We start from the raw sequence: 19,904 nt of genomic DNA, 5'->3' as shown, positions 1-19,904 counted from the left end.
CCAAAGTCCCAGCTCAAAGTGCCCCAGTTTGGATCGGTGGCAGGCGGTCAGGCGTCGTCGCCCAGCCGCACCACGCGCAGGTGCGACGGCCTGACGGGTGGTGCCAGTGCCTCACGTGTCCGAGCCTGATTTACGGCACGGGCGATGTGGTCGGCCAGTCCTGCAAGGTAGTCGTCGGTGACATAGACCTTGGCCGCTTGGCGGCCTATGCGCATACGCTCAGCGACCAGGTCGACGTGACTGGAGACATCCTCTCGTGCCACGTCCTCGCTGATCTGCAATCCGTGATGCTCGTCGAGCAAGCGGACGAGCAGCTGGGCGCGGTCATCCATCCATGGGGATCGGCGGGCAGCCATTCGGCGACGGTAGCCGAAGTGCAACGCCCTATGGGGTAAAAGTCGGGTCCGTACGACGCCCTACCCGATAGCCGCGACCGGTCGCCGAGCAGCTACGGCCTCGGTTACTGCTCGCATTTCCGACGTTGCTGATGCTGTGTAGCGGATTGTCGTAGCAGGCGATGCGTGGCCCAGCGATTTTTGGACAGCCAGCAGGTCTTTTGTGCCAGCGAAGCCTAGTGAGGCGAATCGATGTCGCAACTTGTGGCCAGACCACCCCGGACCAAGCAGTCGGCTGAGCAGGACCCCAACATGCCCCTCGGACAGGTGACCGTCTTCTTTGTCGGGGAACAGGTATCCACGGTCGTGGCCGGACCAACGGCCAGGTCCGCGTTGGACCTCCTCGGCCAGGTCGTCGAGCATAGGCAACTCACGTTGCCGTAGGCCCTTGCCGTGGACCATGAGCGCGTAGCCGTCACCGTTCCAGAAGACATCGTCGGTGTGCACCTGGGCGACCTCCGCGCGTCGGAGTCCGAGCTCGCACGCGAGACGCGCCATTAGCAGTTCGCGAGGCCCAGCCTTGCGAACGACCTCGTCCCATAGCCAATCAGGTACAGGCCTCGGTCGCGGTTTCGATTCGGGGACCTGCGGTAACTCGTGCGCCGGATTGGCCCTGGCGTGCCCATGAGCGACCGCCCAGTCGTAGAAGAGAATGAGTGAGGTCCGCAGGCCGCGGCGGTGGTCGTTCGACCACTTCTGTTTGGCGGCGAGTGTCACCAGGTCAGTGGTGGTCACTTCGGCCGGTGTACCTGCGCCCAGCGTGCGGGCCACGGCGCGTACGTGCCCTCGGCGTGTCTTGATGCTGGTCCGGGCCATGCCCGCGGCTACCAACCACGCGCACCACTGTGAGATCGCGTTTTCCCAGCTAGAGGGCAGTAGATACATCTGGGCATGCATATCCTGTGAGCTTCCTTTTGACGTGCTGATAAATTTCGACGACGCGCGTGGGGGGAATATTGGCACAACAAGTCAGGCGACTTGGCCGGATTGCGAAACCTTCTGGCAAATTCACCTGTGAGCCGCCTCACTTTTAAAAGGTATGTGGCGGAACAACTTTCATCGATGTAACTCGATTACGCGGCCTCCGCAGCAACCATCAATCGGGCGGTTATTGGTTCGAGTCCAATCGGGGGAGCTTTTCATCTCGGTCGTAAGCTCGTCTCATGTCACTGACGAGCCCGCACCCGCCGACAGCGACGCAATGGTCGCGATCGCGCCGAATCCACCGCCTTAGCGTCGCTTTCGCGGCGGTGTCATTGGCGGCGCTGGCAGTGCCGGCACTGGCCTCGTGTGGCTGGAGTCCGAAGAACTCCGCCCCGCAGACGTCCGCGGATTGCCCCGCCCAGGACACCCCGACCACCGAGACCGTGCGCACCGCCATCCAAGGTGTGGGCGAGCGCTGGACGGAGACCTCGCGCGGCCACACCGGTGACTGCCGACTGCACTGGGTGGTGATCGGTACGGGCGACAAGGCCCCCGATGCGGCCGTGCAGGTGCTCTTCTTCGACAAGAACACGCCACTCGGTCCGCCCACCCCGCGGCCACGGCCGTACACCACGGTGGTGGCGATGGGTGACACCACCGCGGCGGTGCAGTATCAGTGGCTGCAGGGCGAAGACAAGCCGTGCTGCCCGACCGGAATCGGTCAGGTGCGCTTCCAGATCGGCGAGGATGGATCGCTCAAGGCGCTGGATCCGATCCCCGGCCCGTGAGGCGCTCGCCGCGCCGGGGATCGGGCACCCGTGCTACTTCGGTTCGATCGTCCCGGAGCTGACGGCGTCCTTCTCCTCGTGCTCGTCGGCGTCCGGGATGTGTTCGGGATGCAGCATTTCGGCGTAGCGCAGTTGCTCGGGGATACCGAACCCGTCTACCAGGAGCTCGGCGTGCGGGCGCAACCGGCGGCAGCGGTCGTTGATACCGCGGGTGACGGCCTTGGCCCGCTCGGTCGACAGGAAGCGGTGTTCGACGAACCAGGCCTTGTCCTCTTCGATCACCGACAGTGCGTACAGGTCGCAGACCATGCCGAGGATCTCGCGGGCCTGCTCGTCCTCGCAGGCGTCGATACCGGCGACGAACGCCTCGAGGATGATGCGGTCGATATGCGCCTGCGCAGTGTGCAGCACATGGTCCTGCACCGAGTTGAACGCCTCGAACGGTGACATTTCCTTGGCCTTGCTCTGCAGCCGGCGCGCCACCGAGGCCAGCATGTACTCCTCGCGGTCCTCGAACATCTTGACCTGGGTGCCGCGATTGAACAACGAGCCCTCTTCCTCGTTGTCCTCGCGGCTGTCGACGATGGTCTGCATGATCGTCTGGGCCGCGGTGCGCTTGAGCACCCGCTCGCCGGCGAAGTTGGCCGCGAACCGCACCCACTCCACCGGGCTCATGCCCTTGATGTCGTCGGCGTAGGAGGTCAGCAGCTCCTTGGCCACCAGCTGGGTCAGGACGTGGTTGTCACCCTCGAAGGTGGTGAACACGTCGGTGTCGGCCTTCAGGGCGATCAACCGGTTCTCGGCGAGATAGCCTGCGCCGCCGCATGCTTCACGCGCCTCCTGGATGGCCCGGGTGGCATGCCAGGTGTTGGCAGCCTTCAACCCGGCGGCGCGGGACTCCAGCTCGCGCTGCTCCTCGGCGTCGGGATTCTCGGCGGTCTGCAGTTCGTGGCACTTGGCGACCAACTCGTTCTGCGCGAACTGCAGGGCGTAGGACTTGGCGATCAGCGGGAACAACCGGCGCTGATGCACCAGGTAGTCCATGATCAGCACCTCGTTCTCCGAACCGGGTGCCTCGAACTGCCTGCGCTGCAGTGCGTATCGGGTGGCGATGTCGAGTGCCACCCGTGCCGCCGCGCCGGCGCTGCCGCCGACGGTCACCCGACCGCGGATCAGCGTGCCCAGCATGGTGAAGAAGCGGCGGCCCTTGTTCTCGATGGGCGAGCTGTAGGTGCCGTCCTCGGACACATCGGCGTATTTGTTGAGCAGATTCTCGCGGGGAATGCGGACCTGGTCGAACTGGATGCGCCCGTTGTCGACACCGGGCAGCCCGCCCTTGTAGTGACAGTCCGAGGTGGTCACGCCCGGCAGATCGTTACCGGCGTCATCGCGGATGGGCACCACGAAGCAGTGCACGCCATGGCCCTCGCCCTTGGTGATCAGCTGCGCGAACACCGCTGCCACCCGTGCTGTCTCCGCCGCACCGCCGATGTAGTCCTTGCGGGAGGACGGCGTGGGGGAGTCGATGACGAACTCCTGGGTCTGCGGATCGTAGGTGGCCGTCGTCTCCAGGGACTGCACGTCACTGCCGTGGCCGGTCTCGGTCATCGCGAAGCACCCGAGCAGCTCGAGATCGATCAGCTTGCGGACGTAGGCGTCGTGGTGGCGTTCGGTGCCCAGATTCTCGATCGCGCCGCCGAACAGTCCCCACTGCACACCGGCTTTCACCATCAGCGACAGATCGCTCATGGCGAGCATCTCGATCTGGGTGACGGCGGCGCCGACGTCACCGTTGCCGCCGTGCTCCTTCTTGAAACCGTCCTCGGCGGCCCCGCGCGCGGCCATGATCTTGAGCTGTTCGGCGACCTTGGTCCGGGCGATGACGGTGTTCGGCGTGTAGTGCGGGCGGAACACCTCGCTCGAGAGCTCGGCGCGGACCTGGTTTTTCACGTCGCGCCAGCGGCCGTCGAGGGCGTTGCGGAGGTGATCAGCGGTAGTGGTCATAGCAGACGGTAACGTGCCCGTTCTCTCGGCAAGGCAAACCTGAGTAAGACCTCAGGAAATGCCAAGCGTTGAATGACGCCATGTCCGATCCTCAGTCGCCGACGGGTCTCCCGCATGTGCCCGACCACAAGCATGCCGATGTCACCGGCGGGTGGCTGCGCGCGGCCACCTTCGGTGCGATGGACGGTCTGGTCAGCAACACCGCACTGATCGCCGGCGTCGCGGCCGGCGCGAACCCGCAGACGGTGGTGCTGGCGGGTATCGCCGGCCTGCTGGCCGGCGCGTTCTCCATGGCGCTGGGGGAGTTCACCTCGGTGACGACGGCCAATGAGCAGATCGACTCGGAGGTGAGGGTCGAACGCCGCTCGTTCCTCAACCAGCCGGAGGCCGAGCGCGATGAGCTCACCGCGATGCTCGTCGAGATGGGCATGACACCGCAGACCGCGGCGGCCGCGACCGAGGAGATCCACCGTGACGAGAATCGTGCGCTGAACTTCCACCTCGTCCAGGAACTCGGCGTGGACCCGCGTGAGAAGCCCTCACCGTGGGTGGCGGCCATCTCGTCGTTCGTGATGTTCACCATCGGCGCCATCGTGCCGCTGATCCCGTACCTGCTCGGATTTGCTTCGCTGTGGGCCGGGTTGGCTTGCGGCGGGCTGGGTTTGGCGATCACCGGTGTGTTGGCCTCGAAGTTCACCCGCACCCCACCGCTGTTCTCGTCGCTGCGGCTGCTGCTGTTGGGCGGGGCTGCGATCGCGGCCACCTATCTGGTGGGTTCCGTGGTGGGGGTCGCCGTCAGCTAGTGCGCGGTCGGTTGGTGCAGCTGACTCAGTTGCCGACGGTGACCGCGGTGGCCTCGTCGGTCAATTCCTCGAGCTCTTCCTCGTGGGCGTCGACGCCGGTCAGGTGCCCGCGTGCGGCGAACAGCAGCGCGGCACCGACGGCCACCGCGCCGGCACCCACCCAGTACGGCAGGTGGATGCTGACATGCTCGCCGAGCGTGCCCGCCAGCCACGGCGCCACCGCCGCCCCGCCGAAGCGCAAGAAGCTGTAGGCCGCCGATGCCACGCCTCGCTCGACCGGGGCGGCCTTCATCACGGTCTCGGTGATCAGCGTGTTGTTGATGCCGATGAACAGGCCGGCCACCACCACGCAGGTCGCCAGCACCGCCTTGTCGGCGGTTCCGATGGCCATCACGGCCAGCGTGACCGTCAGCGCGAGCAGGTTGACCACCAGCGTCGGGATGGTGCCGAAGCGATGCTGTAGCCGCGGTGCCGCCACCACCGAGGTGAACGCCAGCGCGACACCCCAGCCGAAGAAGATCAGCCCGATCTGCTGGGCGTTCATGTCCAGCGGGAACGGGGTGAACGCCAGCAGCGTGAAGAAGCCGAAGTTGTAGAACAGGGCGGTCAGCGAGACGGCCAGCAGGCCGCGGTGCCGCAATGCCCGGAACGGGTCGACAATGCTGGTGGCGCGCGCCGGACGCGGGGTGGACGGCAGCAGGAACACGGTCACCACCAGCGCCACGGCCATCAGCGCCGACACCCCGAAGAACGGTCCGCGCCAGGAGATGGAGCCGAGCACGCCGCCGACCAGCGGACCGATCGCGATACCGAGGCCGAGGGCGGCCTCGTAGAGGATGATCGCCTGTGCCACCGATCCGCAGGCGGCGTTGACGATGGTGGCCAGTGCGGTCGCGATGAACAAGGCGTTGCCGAGCCCCCACAGCGCCCGCCAGCCGACGATCTCCATAACCGTCTCGCTCATCCCCGCCAGCCCGGCCCCGGCGATGATGATCACCAGGCCGATCAGCAGGGTGTTTTTCGGGCCGATCCGGCTGGACACCACGCCGGTGATCAGCATGGCGACACCCATCACCGCCATGTAGCTGGTGAACAGCAGGGAGACCTGCGAAGGGGTGGCGTTCAGGTTGTCTGCGATGGGTTTGAGGATGGGGTCGACCAGGCCGATGCCCATGAAGGCGACGACGGAGGCGAAGGCAACAGCCCAGACGGCTTTCGGTTGACGCCACATGGCGTGAAACTCCTTACTTCGGTCGGCGGTCCTGCTGGGCGTCGTCGAGCAGCCCACGCAGCACCTGTATCGCGTCGACGAGCGCACCACGCTGCGCGTCGTCGAGATGTTCCAGATAGGGATTGATCGCGGCACTGCGATCGGCGCGCACCCGGTTCAACATGGCCCGGCCGGCGTCGGTGATCTCGATCAGCACGACCCGTGCGTCGGCGGAGTCCTCCGCCCGCGAGACCAACCCGGCGTCTTCGAGCCTGCGCACCTGGGTGGTCATCGTCGGTTGTGAGCAGTGGTCGATGGCGGCCAGGTCGGAGATCCGGGCTCGGCCCTGGTCCTCGATGGTGGCCAGCAGCCTTGCCTGAGCGAACGGCAGCGGCAGCTCGATCCGCTGGTTTGCCAGTCGGTTGATGCGCGCGACGACGGCCAGCAGGTCGGCGCCGAGGGCGGCGGGGTCTTGGCGATCCACTCGACCAAGGTTACATAGATTTACTATGCATCGGCAAATCTGTCGGCGTGGTCACCGTCACAGTCCGTGGCACCGGGGCGCCGCTGTCAACTGGCAGAATCGGGTGATGCCCCCAGGTCCGCCGCGCCCCCGTCGGGCCGGTTCATTGCTTCCGGGGGAGTTGGCACAAGCCTCCGTCATGGCCGCGCTGTCCGCGGCCATCGCGATCATTGCCGTCGTGGTCCCGTTCGCCGCCGGGTTGTCCCTGCTGGCCACCGTGCCCATGGGGCTGCTCGCATACCGCTACCGGTTGCGGGTGCTGGTGGCCGCGACCGTCGCAGGCGCGTTGGTGGCCTTCATCATCGCGGGTATCGGCGGCCTGATGACGGTGCTCAACTGCGCGTATGTCGGCGGGCTCGTCGGCTTCGTCAAACGCCGCGGTCGCGGTCTACCCACCGTGCTCGTGGTCTCCGCGGCCGCCGGCGCGCTGTTCGGCGCGGCCGTTGTGCTGGTGCTGCTGGTGGCCACCCGCATGCGCGAGCTGGTCTTTGCCGCGATGACCGCCAACGTGGACGGCACCGTCGCGATCCTGAGCTACGTCCCCGACCTGCAACCGCTCGCCGACAAGGTGCGCGAGATCTTCGGCTTCCTGCTCGATCACTGGCCGATTCTCATCTTCTCCTACGGTCTGATCGCCATCGTTTTCGTCGGGCTGGTGGGGTGGTGGGCATTGTCCCGGGTGCTCAGCCGGTTGGCGGGTGTTCCCGATGTGCACAAGCTGGAATCCCTGGACGAGTCCGATCCGGTCGCACCGACACCGCTGCACCTGCGCGATGTCGTGTTCCGGTACCCGGGTACCGACCGCGATGCGCTCGGACCGGTGTCGATGAGTGTGCAGTCCGGCGAGCACATCGCGGTCACCGGCGCCAACGGCTCCGGGAAGACCACCCTGATGCTGGTGCTCTGCGGCCGCCCACCGACCGAGGGTGTTGTCGAGCGCCCCGGCGCCGTCGGGCTCGGGGCACCCGGCGGAACCGCGGTGATCATGCAGCACCCCGAAAGTCAGATCCTCGGCACCCGGGTGGCCGACGATGTCGTCTGGGGACTGCCCGCCGGGACGACCGTCGACGTGCCGGCCCTACTGGCCGAGGTCGGCCTGGACGGACTCGACGAGCGCGACACCGGCAGCCTGTCCGGCGGCGAACTGCAGCGCCTCGCGGTGGCCGCGGCGCTGGCGCGTAAACCCGCGCTGTTGATCGCCGACGAGGTGACCAGCATGGTCGACCAGGAGGGCCGCGACGGGCTGATGTCGATGCTGGCCGAGCTGACCCGCCGCCGGAACATGGCCCTGGTGCACATCACCCACTACAACGGCGAGGCCGAGGCCGCCGAACGGGTGGTCAACCTCACCGGCGGATCGGCGATGGTGGAGTCCGCGGATCCGCCGGAGCCGACCGGCGAGCGTCCCAGCGACGTCCCGGTCCTCGAACTCTCCGGGGTGGGTCACAGCTACGGCGACGGGACCCCGTGGGCCACCACGGCGCTGCGCGATATCGACCTGACCGTCTACGAGGGCGACGGTGTGCTGATCCACGGGCTCAACGGCTCGGGCAAGTCGACGCTCGCCTGGATCCTGGCGGGACTGACCGAGCCCACCACCGGCACCTGCCTGCTCGACGGGCGGCCGGTGGCCGAGCAGGTGGGCGCGGTGGCGTTGTCGTTCCAGGCCGCCCGACTGCAGCTGATGCGCAGTCACGTGTTCCGCGAGATCGCCTCGGCCGCCGGCTTTTCCGCGCGGGACCGCGGCAAGGTCAACGCCGCGCTGGCCACCGTCGGCCTGGAACCCGAACTGGCCGACCGGCGCATCGATCAGCTCTCGGGCGGGCAGATGCGCCGAGTGGTGCTGGCCGGTCTGCTGGCCCGTGCGCCGCGGGCCATCGTGCTCGACGAACCGCTGGCCGGACTGGATGCGACCAGTGCCCGCGGGTTGTTGCGGCTGCTGGAGGAGCTGCGCCGTGGCGGGCTGACGATCATCGTGATCTCCCACGATTTCGCGGGTCTGGAAGAGCTGTGCCCGCGCACCCTGCACCTGCGCGACGGCGTGTTGGTGCCGGTACCCGCGAGCACATCGGGGACGCCGTCATGAGCGAAGCTTGCGAGCGAACAACATGAGCGAACAGAAGCGGCCGCTGGTCCTGCTCCGTCCGGTGCCTGGCGACACGGTCATCCACCGGCTCTGGGCCGGCACGAAACTCATCGGCGTCGTCGCGCTGGCGGTGTTGATGGTGCTCTACCCGGGCTGGATCCCCATCGCGATGATCACGGCTCTGCTGGCCGTCGCGATCCTGCTGGCGCGAGTGCCGCGCGGTGCGCTGCCGAGCATCCCTGGGTGGATCTGGCTGCTCATCCTGCTCGGCGGGGTGACCGCAGCGTTCGCCGGTGGCACCCCGATCGTCACGCTGGGCGGGTTGGAGCTCGAGCTGGGCGGGCTGCTGAAGTTCCTGCGCGTGACAGCGGTGTCGATCGTCCTGCTGGGCATGGGCCTGCTGGTCTCGTGGACCACCAACGTCGCCGAGATCGCCCCCGCGGTGTCGACGCTCGGCCGACCGTTGCGCTGGCTGCGGCTACCGATCGACGACTGGGCCGCCACCGTGGCGCTGTCGCTGCGTGCCTTCCCGATGCTCATCGACGAATTCCGCATCCTCTACGCCGCGCGGCGGCTGCGTCCGCGGGAACTGCCCGACGGCCGCCGCGAGCGCATGAAGGCGCAGGTGTCCGATCTGATCGACCTGCTGGCCGCCACGGTGACGGTGTCGCTGCGGCGCGCCGATGAGATGGGTGATGCCATCACCGCGCGCGGGGGTGCCGGCCAGCTCTCTGCGCACCCGTCACGGCTGCACACCGCCGATGTGGTCGCCCTGATCGTCTTGGCGCTGGTGTGCGGGGTCGCGGGTTATATCGAGGGGTTCACCTTTCTGGCCACCACCTAGGCTGCGATCGTGATCACCTTGGATCGCCTGGTCAATGTGCTGGGCGGGTATGGCGTGGTGACGCGGTTGTGCGCGGTGCCGCGCAGCACCGAACTGCGCAGCGTGGTGCTGCCCGAGACCGCTGGTGGCGAGCCGGTGCTCGGTGACGTGCTGCTGGCCATCGGCGCTGACTCGGTGGATCAGGCGTTGGCCTGGGCGGTCTCGGCGCATGCGGCCGTGGTCCTGGTCCGGGGCGCCGATGACGAGGTTCCCGCGTCGCTTCCCGATGGCGTCGCGGTGCTGTTGGTGGACGCCGCGCTGCCGTGGAGCGAGCTGGCGGCCGTGGCATACGGGCTGGTGCTGGAGGGCCGGGAGACCGAATCGGGCCGCGGTCCCACCGATCTGTTCGCGCTTGCGGACAGCCTGGCGGCGGCGATCGGCGGCGCGGTCATCATCGAGGATCGGCACGCGCAGATGCTGGCCTATTCGCGATTGCAGCAGACGGCCGATGCGGCGCGCGTGGAGACCATCCTGCGGCGCGAGCAACCCGCGCGGGTTCGTGATGAGCTGACCCGCCGCGGTGTCTTCGCGCATCTGGGCTCCTCCGATGAGCCGATCTTCGTCGATCCGGACCCGCAGCTCGGACTGACCGGACGGATGGTGGTCGCCGCCCGGGTCGGCCGCGAGCTGTTGGGCTCGGTGTGGGTGGCCTGTTCCGAGCCGTTGCAGGGGACGGGGCTGACCGCGCTGCGCACCGGGGTGCGCACCGTCGCGCTGCATCTGCTGCGCTCGCGGGCCAGTGCCGACCTGGAGCGCCAGGTGGAATCGGAATCTGTGCAGCGTCTGCTCGAGGGTGCCGCCGATGCGGTCGCGGTGGCCAGCCGGGTGGGGTTGCCGCTGGGGCCGCTGCGGGTCATCGCATTGCGCGCCCGGCTGGAACCCGACCGGCACACCGCGCTGCTGGTGACCTTCGAGAAGGCCACGGCCGGCTTCGGGTGGTCGCGTCCCGGGCGCAGCGCGTTGGCGGAGAACACCGTGTACACGGTGTTGCCGGGGGAGAGCGCCGACACCGCCCGGGCGTGGCTGGACGAACTGCGCGCGGTCCTGCCGGGGCAGGCGACGCTGATGGCCGGTATCAGCGGGGCCGCCGAGGCGGGCGAGCTGGCCGCCGCTCGCTGGGAGGCCGACGAATGTCTGGCCCTGCACGAGGCCGGAGCGCCGGATCTACCCCCGCCGGCCTATGACGAATCCTGGGACGACCTGGTCCTGCAGCGGCTGCGCACCGCCGTGGACAACGGCCGCGGCCCGAGCCGTGGACCGGTGATCGATCTGCACCGGCACGACCGCGAACACGGCACTCCGTATGTGCGGACCCTGCGGGTGTGGCTGGAATGCCAGGGTGATCCCGTGCGCACCGGGGCGGTTCTCGGCGTGCACGAGAACACCGTGCGCTACCGGTTGCGCAAGATGGCCGAGGTCGCCGCGGTGCAGGTCGACGATCCGCGCAAGCGGCTGGCCATGATGATCGAACTGGCAATCCTCGACCGCACCTGATTGTCGAATCCTCACAAACCGCGCAGGTTCAACTGTCGGATACCGCAACGCGATGCCCTCCCGTCCGCCGCATGATGGCCCAGTACGGCGTCGGACGACGACGCCGTACCGAAGCATCGGAGTCAGGAGGGCACGCCATGGGCGAGGGGATGGCCGGGGTCGATCGTATCGACGGCGGACCACGGCAGGTCGTGGTGGTGGGTGCCGGCATCGTCGGACTGTCCACCGCGTGGTTCCTGCAGGAACGTGGTGTGCAGGTCACCGTCATCGACCGGACCGGGGTGGCGGCCGGCGCGTCGTGGGGTAATGCCGGCTGGCTCTCGCCTGCGCTGACCATTCCCCTCAACCAGCCCGCGGTGCTGCGATACGGACTGAAATCGTTGTTCAATCCGTCTGCGCCACTGCATATTCCGTTGCGCGCCGATCTCGGCCTCGCGCGTTTCCTCGCCACCTTCGCCCGCCACTGCACCACGGCCTCGGCCGAGCGCGCGGTGCGGGCCAATCAGCCTTTCAACGCCGAATGCCTGGAGGCCTTCGATGTGCTGTCGGGTAACGGGGTGGACGTGCCGGTCACCGAATCGGCGATCACCGCGCTGTTCGAGACCGACGCCCAAGCCGGTGAATTACGGCACGAGATCGCGATGCTGGAGCGGGCGGGCCTGACCGTGGAGGTGAACGAGCTTCGCGGTGCCGGCCTGCGCGAGGCCGTGCCGCTGACCTCGGGCGTGGCCACCGTCGCCGTCGCCGTCGATCGGCAGCGCTATATCGACCCCGGCCGGTTCGTGACCGCCCTCGGACAGGCGGTGGCCGAACGCGGCGCGGACATGCCTGTCGACCAGGTCATCGGCGTGAGCCCGCAGGGCAGCCGCGTCCTCGTGCGCGGCGCAGGGGGCACCGACTACACCGCCGACGCCGTCGTCGTCGCCACCGGGGCATGGCTGAACGAACTCACCCAGCCGTGGGTGCGGGTCCCGGTCCGGGCGGGTCGCGGGTACTCGTTCACCGTGCCGATCGACCGTCCGATGCCGGGCCCGATCTACCTGCCCACCGAACGGGTGGCCTGCACGCCCTACCAGGGCGCGATGCGCGTGGCGGGCACCATGGAATTCCGGGAACCGCAGGCGCCGATCGCGCCGGCCCGGGTCCGCTCGATCGTCAGGTCGGCCGCCCGCCTGCTCGACGGTGTCCGATGGGACGAGGCCAAGGATGTGTGGGTCGGGCCGCGGCCCGTCAGCGCCGACGGTCTGCCGGTGATCGGTCAGGTCGGTCCCAGCGTCTACGTGGCGGGCGGGCACGGCATGTGGGGACTGGCCCACGGCCCGGTGACCGGCCGGTTGCTGACCGAACAGATCACCACCGGCAAGCAACCTGAGGCGCTGCGTGCGTTCGACCCGCTGCGCTGACCCGACTTTCACCCTGTCGTCAGGGGCGGAGGGATATCCCCGCCCCTGACGACCTTCCATCGATACGAGGAGTTTCCATGACCACCGCGACGCCTGTCTGGCTCACCCCGGACGCCCATGCCCGATTGCTCGAGGAGTTGGAGGTGCTGCGGACCTGGTCGATCACCGGCGTCGACGGTGACGACAGCGACGCCGCCGACAGCAACGCCGTGGCCGTGCGGCGCGCGCAGCAGGGCCGCATCCAGCAGATCCACGACATGCTGGCCGCCGCGGTCGTCGGCGAGGACCCGCCCAACGACGGTGTCGCCGAACTCGGCATGGTGTTGACCGTGCGCTTCGAGGACGGTTCGCCCACCCCGGAAACCGAGACCTTCCTGCTCGGGGTGCGTGGCGCGGACTACGGCGATATCGAGGTCTTTTCGGTGAATTCGCCTCTCGGCGAGGCGATCTGCGGCGCGCGCGCCGGTGAGAGGCGCGAGTATCGACTGCCGACGGGTCGGCTCCAGGCGGTGACGCTGGTCTCGGCCGTGCCCTACGGGATGCACACACGCTGACCGACGGCCCGCTACGGTGGGGGCCGTGACTGCCCACTCGGTCGATGCCGATTTTCTCGCGTTACCCCGCCGGGCACTGGCCGACGCCGCCCTCTCGGCGGCGTTGGCGGCCGGCGCCAGCTATGCCGACCTGCGGATCCACCGACTGACCACCGAGATCATCCAGCTGCGTGACGGCAGCCTGGAAACCGCCGATATCAACCATGAGATCGGGTTGGCGGTACGGGTCATCGTCGACGACACCTGGGGTTTCGCCGCGCACGCCGAGTTGGCCCCGGACGTGGCCGCCGAGACCGCTCGCCGTGCCGTCCGGGTGGCCACCACGCTGGCACCGCTGAACGCCGAGCGCATCGAATTGGCCGAAGAACCGGTCTATGACGATCTGCGCTGGGTGTCGAGCTACCGGATCGACCCGTTCACGATCGCGACGGCCGACAAGATCGCGGTGCTCGGCGACTATTCGGAGCGACTGCTCGCTGCCGACGGGGTGGATCACGTGTCGGCCAGTCTGCAGGCGGTCAAGGAACAGACCTACTACGCCGACAGTTTCGGCACCTCCACCACCCAGCAGCGGGTGCGGGTGCAACCACTGCTGGATGCGGTCAGCGTCGACGCGTCGGCGGGGTCGTTCGAGACGATGCGGACGCTGGCACCTCCGATGGGACGTGGCTGGGAAGCCGTCGTCGACGACGATGTGTGGAACTGGAGCGCCGAACTGGCCGAGTTGCCCGCGCTGCTCGCCGAGAAGGTGAAGGCACCCAGCGTCACCGCCGGGCCGTGCGACCTGGTGATCGACCCGACCAATCTGTGGCTGACCATCCACGAATCCATCGGGCACGCCACCGAATACGACCGGGCGATCGGTTACGAGGCGGCCTATGCCGGTACGTCGTTCGCGACACCGGACAAGCTGAACAGCATGCGGTACGGATCGCCGGTGATGAACGTGACCGCCGACCGGACCGTCGAACACGGCCTGGCCACCGTCGGCTTCGACGACGAAGGGGTACGCGCCCAGAGCTGGGACCTGGTGCGCGACGGCGTTTTCGTCGGCTATCAGCTGGATCGGGTGTTTGCGCCGCGGCTCGGGGTGAGCAGGTCCAACGGATGCTCCTACGCCGATTCGGCGCAGCACGTGCCGATCCAGCGGATGGCCAATGTGTCGCTGCAGCCCGGAACCGAGGACCTCACCACCGCCGACCTGATCTCCCGGGTGTCCGACGGCATCTACATCGTCGGCGACAAATCCTGGTCGATCGATATGCAGCGCTACAACTTTCAGTTCACCGGGCAGCGGTTCTTCCGGATCCGCGACGGTCGGCTGGACGGTCAGCTGCGTGATGTCGCCTACCAGGCCACCACCACCGACTTCTGGGGTTCCATGGAGGCCGTCGGCGGACCGTCGACATGGCGCCTCGGTGGCGCGTTCAACTGCGGCAAGGCCCAGCCCGGTCAGGTCGCCCCGGTCAGCCACGGCTGCCCGTCGGCGCTGTTCCGCGGTATCAATGTCCTGAACACCCAAGCAGAATCGGGTCGCGCATGATCGCGCCACAGCAAGTCGTCGACCAGGCCCTCGCCGAGGCCGCCCGGCTCGGCCGTGCCGAGGAGACCATCGTCATCGTGACCGACCGCGCGGACGCGTCGCTGCGCTGGGCCGGTAACTCGATGACCACCAACGGTGAAACCGTCGGACGCAGTACGACGGTCATCTCGGTGATCCGGCGCGGTGAGCAGGCGCATGTCGGATCGGTGAGCAGCACCGAGGTCGATCCCGGCGCGATCACCGCGCTGGTCGCTGCCTCCCAGGATGCGGCTGCCGCGGCCCCTGCGGCCGGTGATGCCGCGCCGGCCCTGCCCGCCGACGCCGGTCCCGCCGATTGGTATGCCGCGGTGCCCAGTACCGGTGTCGATGTGTTCAGCGATGTGGCAACGGGTTTGGTGCGCGGTTTCCGTACGGCCCGGGGCGCCGGGGATCAGCTCTACGGGTACGCCCGTCATGTCCTGGAGACCACGTTCGTGGCCACTTCGACCGGTCTGCGGCGGCGTTACACGCAGCCGACCGGTTCGGTGGAGATCAATGCCAAACGCGGCGGCGCCAGCGCGTGGGCGGGTGTCGGTACACCCGATTTCGCCGATGTGTCCACTGATGCATTGCTGGCCGATCTGTCCTTGCGTCTGGGGTGGGCGGAACGCATTGTCGAGCTGCCCGCCGGCCGCTACGAGACCCTGATGCCACCCTCGACCGTCGCCGACATGCTCATCTATCTGGCGTGGAGCATGGACGGTCGCGGGGCGCAGGAAGGCCGGTCGGCGCTGTCGGCGCCTGGTGGGACCAGGGTGGGGGAGAAGCTCACCGACCTCGGGTTGACCATGTACTCCGATCCTGTTGCGCCGGGCCAGGAATGCCGGCCATTCGTCGCGGTGCCGACGTCCTCGGACCAGGCGTCGGTGTTCGACAACGGGATGGATATCGGCCGGGTGGACTGGATTCGCGACGGTGTCATCAACGCGCTGGCCTATCCCCGTGCGGCGGCCGCGGAATTCGCTGCGCCGGTGGCGGTTCCGGCTGACAACCTGTTGGTCACCGGTGGCAGCGCGGAGCTGGCGGACATGATCGCCTCGACCGAGCGCGGGCTGCTGCTGACCACGCTGTGGTATATCCGCACCGTCGATCCGACGGTGTTGTTGTTGACAGGGCTGACCCGCGACGGGGTCTATCTGATCGAAGACGGCGAAGTGACCGCCGCGGTGAACAACTTCCGGTTCAACGAGAGCCCGCTGGATCTGTTGCGCCGGGCCACCGAGGCCGGGGTCAGTGAACCGACACTGCCGCGGGAATGGGGTGATTGGGCCACCCGGGCGACCATGCCGTCGCTGCGGATCCCCGACTTCCACATGTCCTCGGTCAGTCAGGCGCAATAGCTACGGACCCCTTCCCCGCGAGCGGGCGTGTCCGAGGCCGGATGCACCGTCTTTCGGGCCGTAGGAAGAGTTGATCGAATGATCTTTTCGGCCCCCATGTCTCCCGGCGCCAGAAAGAGTACTCGGCCACATTGAGTTGACACGGCAGTCAGTTATATGCGATTGTGGCCTTATTCGCGGCTGAACTGTGGTAATGGGGTACCTGGCCGTGTGTAGCAAACGGGGGTTTGTTGCGTGGTCGTCATTTTGGGTTTTGTGGGGCGACGCCGCCGGGTGGTGCGGGTATGTGCGGTTGTCACGGGTGCGGCCACGCGGGGTGCGCGGGTAACTGGTGTGACGCCGGATCGGCGGACGCTGTCCGGCGCCGATGACGGGTTGGATTTCAGAATCGGCGCCCGCGAACCCATTTCACTGTCGGTCGGGCAGTCCTACCGTGTTGTGGGCACGGCGTTCCGGGTGCCGAAGGAAATGTCCAAGCCGGGATCGGTGTTATGTGACATCGGCGACCGGATGGCCGGCGCAGAGATGATCGCCGAAACACCCTGTGGGACAGTGCTGATCGTCCGTGGTGCAGGGTTCGTGGCGCCCCGCGGCGTCAGGAAGGCTCAGCTGCGTCTGCGGTGCGGAGCGGGACGGCTCTGAATCCTGCTTGCGCTGATCGGGGTGTCGGCGAAGAACTGGAGATCACAATGTCGGATGACGTTGAACAACAGCAACATAACGGGATCGCGGTGAGCACCGTGGCTGCCGGAAACGGCATGGTGGTCCGGGTGGCGGGCATCGTGGACATGCTGACCGCACGCACCCTGGTCGAGCACCTCGATCAGGCGCTGGCGAGGGGTCCGTCCACGTTGATCATCGACCTCACCGAAGTCGAATTCCTGGCATCGGCAGGTATCACGGCTCTGATAAATGCGCACCGGATCGCAGGACGCGCCTGCACCGTAGCGGTGGTGGCCGCCAATTATGCGACCAGCCGACCCATCACGTTGACGAAAGCCGACCGAGAAGTCACCCTGTGCGCATCGATGCGCGACGCACTTACGCTGCTTGACAGGGCTGCGGGTTGAGTGGTCAGGCTCGCCGGCCCAGGCCATCGGCCGCCCTCCACTCGCCCCCATTTGACCGGACTCGACGGGTGGGGAGTGTTCGACACCTCATCGACTGACCGGATCAGCGGGTTGGCGCTCCAGCTGTGCCAGATCCGCGCGGGTGGGGTTGGCCTCCCAGTCACCGCGGGCGGTACAAGCCAGCGCGCCGCAGGCGACTGCGGTGGCCAGCCGCGCCCGCAGGCCGGCACCGCTGGCCTGTTCGGCCAGCCACCCGGCGACAAATGCGTCGCCGGCGCCGACGGTGTCGACGATCGGTACCTCGACGGCCGGCATCGACTCGTAGTCGCCGTCACGGGTTGCCGCAACTGCGCCCCGGTGACCGCGTTTGACGATGGCCTGGTGCGCGCCCCATTCCAGCAGGGTGTCCAGTTGCGCTCGTAGATCGTGGCTTTCGGTGACCAACGCCGCTTCGTCGTCACCGGAGAACACGATATCGGCACGCTGGGCAAGGCTCCGGTATGTCTTCACCGCGAGATCCTCGTCCGCCCAGAGGGAGCCACGATGGTTGACATCGAATGACACCAGCGTGCCAGACGCCCTGGCCTCTTCGATCGCGCGGTGAATCGCCCCCAGCGGGCCGGGCCCCAGCGCCGCCGAGATGCCGGTGACATGAAGGATCTTCGCCGTGGCCACCACACCGTGGGGCACGTCATCTGCCGTCAGCCGGCTGCCCGCCTGCACCTGCCGGTAGTAGCGCACTCGGCTGGACCCGGGCACCGGTAGCTCTTTGAGCATGATCGCGGTCGCCGCCACCGGATCGATGGTGGCATGCGGCTGAACGGATTCGGCGCGCAACTCCCGCAGGATCACCTCGCCGACGGCGTCGGCGCCGAGGCGGCCGATCCAGCCCGCCGTACCCCCGAGCCTCGCGACACCGATGGCGACATTGCTCTCGGCACCGCCGAAGGTCAGTCGCATCCGGCTTCCGTGCCGCAGTGCCCCCGCTTCCTCGCTGCTGAGCAGGCCGAGACTTTCGCCGATGGTGACGACGTCGAGTATGCGGGGCTCGGTCACCTGGGTAGACCCGCAGTCGGACACGCAGCGAGGGCAGTGCGGGCGGCCTCGGTCACGGCCGCCGCCCCCGCCGCCCCCGCCGCGGCCGCCGCCGTGATCCAACTGCCGCTGACGGCGAATACCGATGGCAGGCGTGCGAACTCACCGATATTGTGCTGGTTCACGCCCGAGGACGGCATGAATCGGATGTCGGGGAAGACATCGGCATAGGCGCCGAGCATCACACGGGCGTCGACGGCCGATGCGGGAAACAGTTTGAGGTGCGTGAGGCCGAGCCGCGCGGCGGCCGCCACTTCGGTGGGGCTGAGCACCCCGGGTATCACCGGGCAGCCCGCGGCGGTCACCCGCTGCACGACCTCGATGTCCAGACCCGGTGCCACGATGAATCCGGCACCTGCGTCCAGCGCCTCGGCGGCCTGCTCGCTGGTCAGCACCGTTCCGGCGCCGACCAGCAGATCGCCGCGCGCCGCGAGGCGTCGAATGGCAGTCATGCCGTGCGGTCCGCGCAACGCCACCTCGACCACCGGCAGGTCCGCGGCGACGAGACCGTCACCGATGGCATCGATATGTTCTTCGGCGCGCACCGTCGCCAGGGGGATGACGGGATGATCGAGCAGCGGATGTCCGGCCAGCGTTGGCATCATGCCGCCGCCGCGAATGTGGGGTTGGTCCCGTAGCGGTTCAGCGCTTCGGGGCACAAAGCGATACCGAGGCCCGGCCCGTCCGGCACCGCGAGCATGCCGTCGGTGTCCAGTTCCCAGCCACCGATGACGAGTTCGTCGATGTAGGCCGCTCCGGTCTTGTATTCCACCAGATCGGTGCCCGACAGCGCCGAGGCCAGGTGCAGGTCGGCGGCCAGTCCGACGGCGGTGTTCCAGCCGTGCGGCACCAGGCGGATCCCGCGATCCTGTGCGGCCCAACCGATTCGTCGTGATTCGCTGAGCCCACCGCCCTTGGTCGTGTCTGGTTGGACGATATCGAAGGCGCCGGCGGCGAGATAGGGCGCGAATGCCTGTCGACGGGTGAGCACCTCGCCGCCGCTGATGGGTACGCGGGAGTGTGCCCGCAGCGCCACGAATCCGTCGATGTCATCAGGATCGAGAGCTTCCTCGAACCAGGCGATCTCGTAGTCGGCGAGCATATCGGCGGTGCGTTTCGCCCAGGACAGTGTCCCGGGGAAGAAAGCCTCCGAACCGCCGGCATCCACGGCCAGTAACCGGTCGCCCACCGCGGCCCTGGCGGCCGCGACCGTGCGTTCGTCGGTCGAGAAATCCACCCGGCCGAACTTCCACCAGCCGATCTTGAATGCCGAGAAGCCGTGTTCTACAAGCTCGGTGAGGTTCTCCGACATCACCGGTGCCTCATCCATCAGCACCGACGCGTACGGGCGTACCCGGTCGCGGTAACGCCCGCCGAGCAGGCGGCCGACAGGTTGTCCGAGTGCCTGTCCGGCGAGATCCCACAGGGCGATGTCGATGGCGCTCGTCGCGTGGGTCAGGGTGCCGCCGCGGCCCATCCAGAATGCGCTCTGGTGCAGGGTTTCGGTGAGCCGTTCGACCTCCAGCGCGCTCTGCCCGATCACTTGGGGGGCCAACAGGTCCAACGCGGCACGGATCAAGCCCTCCGAGGTGAAGGCGCTGCCGATCCCGACGTGGCCGGTGTCGGTGTGGACGGCGACCAGCGTGTGGACCACGTCGTCGGGTTGCAGTTCGTTCGACCATCCCCCCTCCGGGGTGGCGCCGCGCAGGCCGCAGGTGTCGATTCGGGTGATCTTCATGGGTAAACGTGC

The 19,904-nt window shown here is 67.8% G+C and carries 18 protein-coding genes; 10 read left to right on the top strand and 8 right to left on the bottom strand.

Features of this window, described 5'->3' with window-relative positions; translation table 11 throughout:
* Positions 1 to 47 precede the first annotated feature (47 nt).
* Positions 48 to 356: a hypothetical protein gene (locus PGN27_RS05430; protein WP_335325165.1), complete on the bottom strand. Its 309-nt coding sequence runs from the start codon at positions 354 to 356 to the stop codon at positions 48 to 50.
* 60 nt (positions 357 to 416) lie between these two features.
* A complete protein-coding gene (locus tag PGN27_RS25700; protein WP_418888554.1) occupies positions 417 to 1,211 on the bottom strand; it encodes a tyrosine-type recombinase/integrase in 795 nt (264 codons plus the stop codon).
* Positions 1,212 to 1,558: 347 nt separating this feature from the next.
* On the opposite strand from PGN27_RS25700, the gene PGN27_RS05425 reads away from it, so the two are divergent.
* Positions 1,559 to 2,107 carry an LppP/LprE family lipoprotein gene (locus PGN27_RS05425; protein WP_335325164.1) on the top strand — a complete coding sequence of 183 codons (549 nt, stop codon included), beginning with the start codon at positions 1,559 to 1,561 and terminating at the stop codon, positions 2,105 to 2,107.
* 33 nt (positions 2,108 to 2,140) lie between these two features.
* Here the strand turns inward: PGN27_RS05425 and PGN27_RS05420 are convergent, their stop codons facing one another.
* Positions 2,141 to 4,111 carry an acyl-CoA dehydrogenase family protein gene (locus PGN27_RS05420; protein ID WP_335325163.1) on the bottom strand — a complete coding sequence of 657 codons (1,971 nt, stop codon included), beginning with the start codon at positions 4,109 to 4,111 and terminating at the stop codon, positions 2,141 to 2,143.
* 80 nt (positions 4,112 to 4,191) lie between these two features.
* Here PGN27_RS05420 and PGN27_RS05415 point away from each other — a divergent pair, with 80 nt between their 5' ends.
* On the top strand, positions 4,192 to 4,914 hold the full coding sequence (locus PGN27_RS05415) for a VIT1/CCC1 transporter family protein (RefSeq protein WP_335325162.1): 723 nt from the start codon (positions 4,192 to 4,194) through the stop codon (positions 4,912 to 4,914).
* 25 nt (positions 4,915 to 4,939) lie between these two features.
* Here the strand turns inward: PGN27_RS05415 and PGN27_RS05410 are convergent, their stop codons facing one another.
* Together PGN27_RS05410 and PGN27_RS05405 are read right to left on the bottom strand one after the other, a co-directional pair.
* Positions 4,940 to 6,145, bottom strand: coding sequence for an MFS transporter (locus PGN27_RS05410; protein WP_335325161.1), 1,206 nt, complete (start codon positions 6,143 to 6,145; stop codon positions 4,940 to 4,942).
* Positions 6,146 to 6,158: 13 nt separating this feature from the next.
* Positions 6,159 to 6,608 carry a MarR family winged helix-turn-helix transcriptional regulator gene (locus PGN27_RS05405; RefSeq protein WP_335325160.1) on the bottom strand — a complete coding sequence of 150 codons (450 nt, stop codon included), beginning with the start codon at positions 6,606 to 6,608 and terminating at the stop codon, positions 6,159 to 6,161.
* Positions 6,609 to 6,714: 106 nt separating this feature from the next.
* Between PGN27_RS05405 and PGN27_RS05400 the strand changes: the two genes are divergently transcribed.
* The 8 genes from PGN27_RS05400 (at position 6,715) to PGN27_RS05365 (ending at position 17,059) form a co-directional block, all read left to right on the top strand.
* Positions 6,715 to 8,733 (top strand): ABC transporter ATP-binding protein, encoded by a 2,019-nt coding sequence (locus tag PGN27_RS05400; RefSeq protein ID WP_036460963.1) that lies wholly within the window; start codon positions 6,715 to 6,717, stop codon positions 8,731 to 8,733.
* A 22-nt stretch (positions 8,734 to 8,755) separates the two neighbouring features.
* Positions 8,756 to 9,577 (top strand): CbiQ family ECF transporter T component, encoded by an 822-nt coding sequence (locus PGN27_RS05395; protein ID WP_213449442.1) that lies wholly within the window; start codon positions 8,756 to 8,758, stop codon positions 9,575 to 9,577.
* 9 nt (positions 9,578 to 9,586) lie between these two features.
* Positions 9,587 to 11,110, top strand: a complete 1,524-nt coding sequence (locus tag PGN27_RS05390; RefSeq protein ID WP_335325159.1) for a PucR family transcriptional regulator — start codon at positions 9,587 to 9,589, stop codon at positions 11,108 to 11,110.
* Positions 11,111 to 11,259: 149 nt separating this feature from the next.
* Entirely contained in the window at positions 11,260 to 12,513 is a 1,254-nt protein-coding gene (locus tag PGN27_RS05385; protein ID WP_335325246.1) for an NAD(P)/FAD-dependent oxidoreductase, read from the top strand.
* A gap of 77 nt (positions 12,514 to 12,590) precedes the next feature.
* Entirely contained in the window at positions 12,591 to 13,067 is a 477-nt protein-coding gene (locus tag PGN27_RS05380; protein WP_335325158.1) for a GreA/GreB family elongation factor, read from the top strand.
* 25 nt (positions 13,068 to 13,092) lie between these two features.
* Entirely contained in the window at positions 13,093 to 14,610 is a 1,518-nt protein-coding gene (locus PGN27_RS05375) for a TldD/PmbA family protein (protein ID WP_335325157.1), read from the top strand.
* Positions 14,607 to 15,989, top strand: coding sequence for a metallopeptidase TldD-related protein (locus tag PGN27_RS05370; RefSeq protein WP_335325156.1), 1,383 nt, complete (start codon positions 14,607 to 14,609; stop codon positions 15,987 to 15,989). The genes PGN27_RS05375 and PGN27_RS05370 overlap by 4 nt, the downstream gene beginning before the upstream one ends.
* Before the next feature lie 689 nt (positions 15,990 to 16,678).
* Positions 16,679 to 17,059: an STAS domain-containing protein gene (locus tag PGN27_RS05365; protein ID WP_335325155.1), complete on the top strand. Its 381-nt coding sequence runs from the start codon at positions 16,679 to 16,681 to the stop codon at positions 17,057 to 17,059.
* Positions 17,060 to 17,146: 87 nt separating this feature from the next.
* Here the strand turns inward: PGN27_RS05365 and PGN27_RS05360 are convergent, their stop codons facing one another.
* From PGN27_RS05360 to PGN27_RS05350, 3 genes are read right to left on the bottom strand one after another with little or no spacing between them, the layout of a single operon-like run.
* On the bottom strand, positions 17,147 to 18,115 hold the full coding sequence (locus PGN27_RS05360; RefSeq protein WP_335325154.1) for a sugar kinase: 969 nt from the start codon (positions 18,113 to 18,115) through the stop codon (positions 17,147 to 17,149).
* Positions 18,112 to 18,759, bottom strand: a complete 648-nt coding sequence (gene eda / locus PGN27_RS05355) for a bifunctional 4-hydroxy-2-oxoglutarate aldolase/2-dehydro-3-deoxy-phosphogluconate aldolase (protein ID WP_335325153.1) — start codon at positions 18,757 to 18,759, stop codon at positions 18,112 to 18,114. Before eda ends, PGN27_RS05360 begins: the two co-directional genes overlap by 4 nt.
* Entirely contained in the window at positions 18,756 to 19,892 is a 1,137-nt protein-coding gene (locus PGN27_RS05350) for a mandelate racemase/muconate lactonizing enzyme family protein (protein WP_335325152.1), read from the bottom strand. Before PGN27_RS05350 ends, eda begins: the two co-directional genes overlap by 4 nt.
* Positions 19,893 to 19,904 lie beyond the last annotated feature (12 nt).

The organism is Mycolicibacterium neoaurum, from assembly GCF_036946495.1.
Lineage (GTDB): Bacteria > Actinomycetota > Actinomycetes > Mycobacteriales > Mycobacteriaceae > Mycobacterium > Mycobacterium neoaurum_B.
Note: the sequence above shows the minus strand (reverse complement) of the source record. Positions and strands in the feature narration are given on the sequence as shown.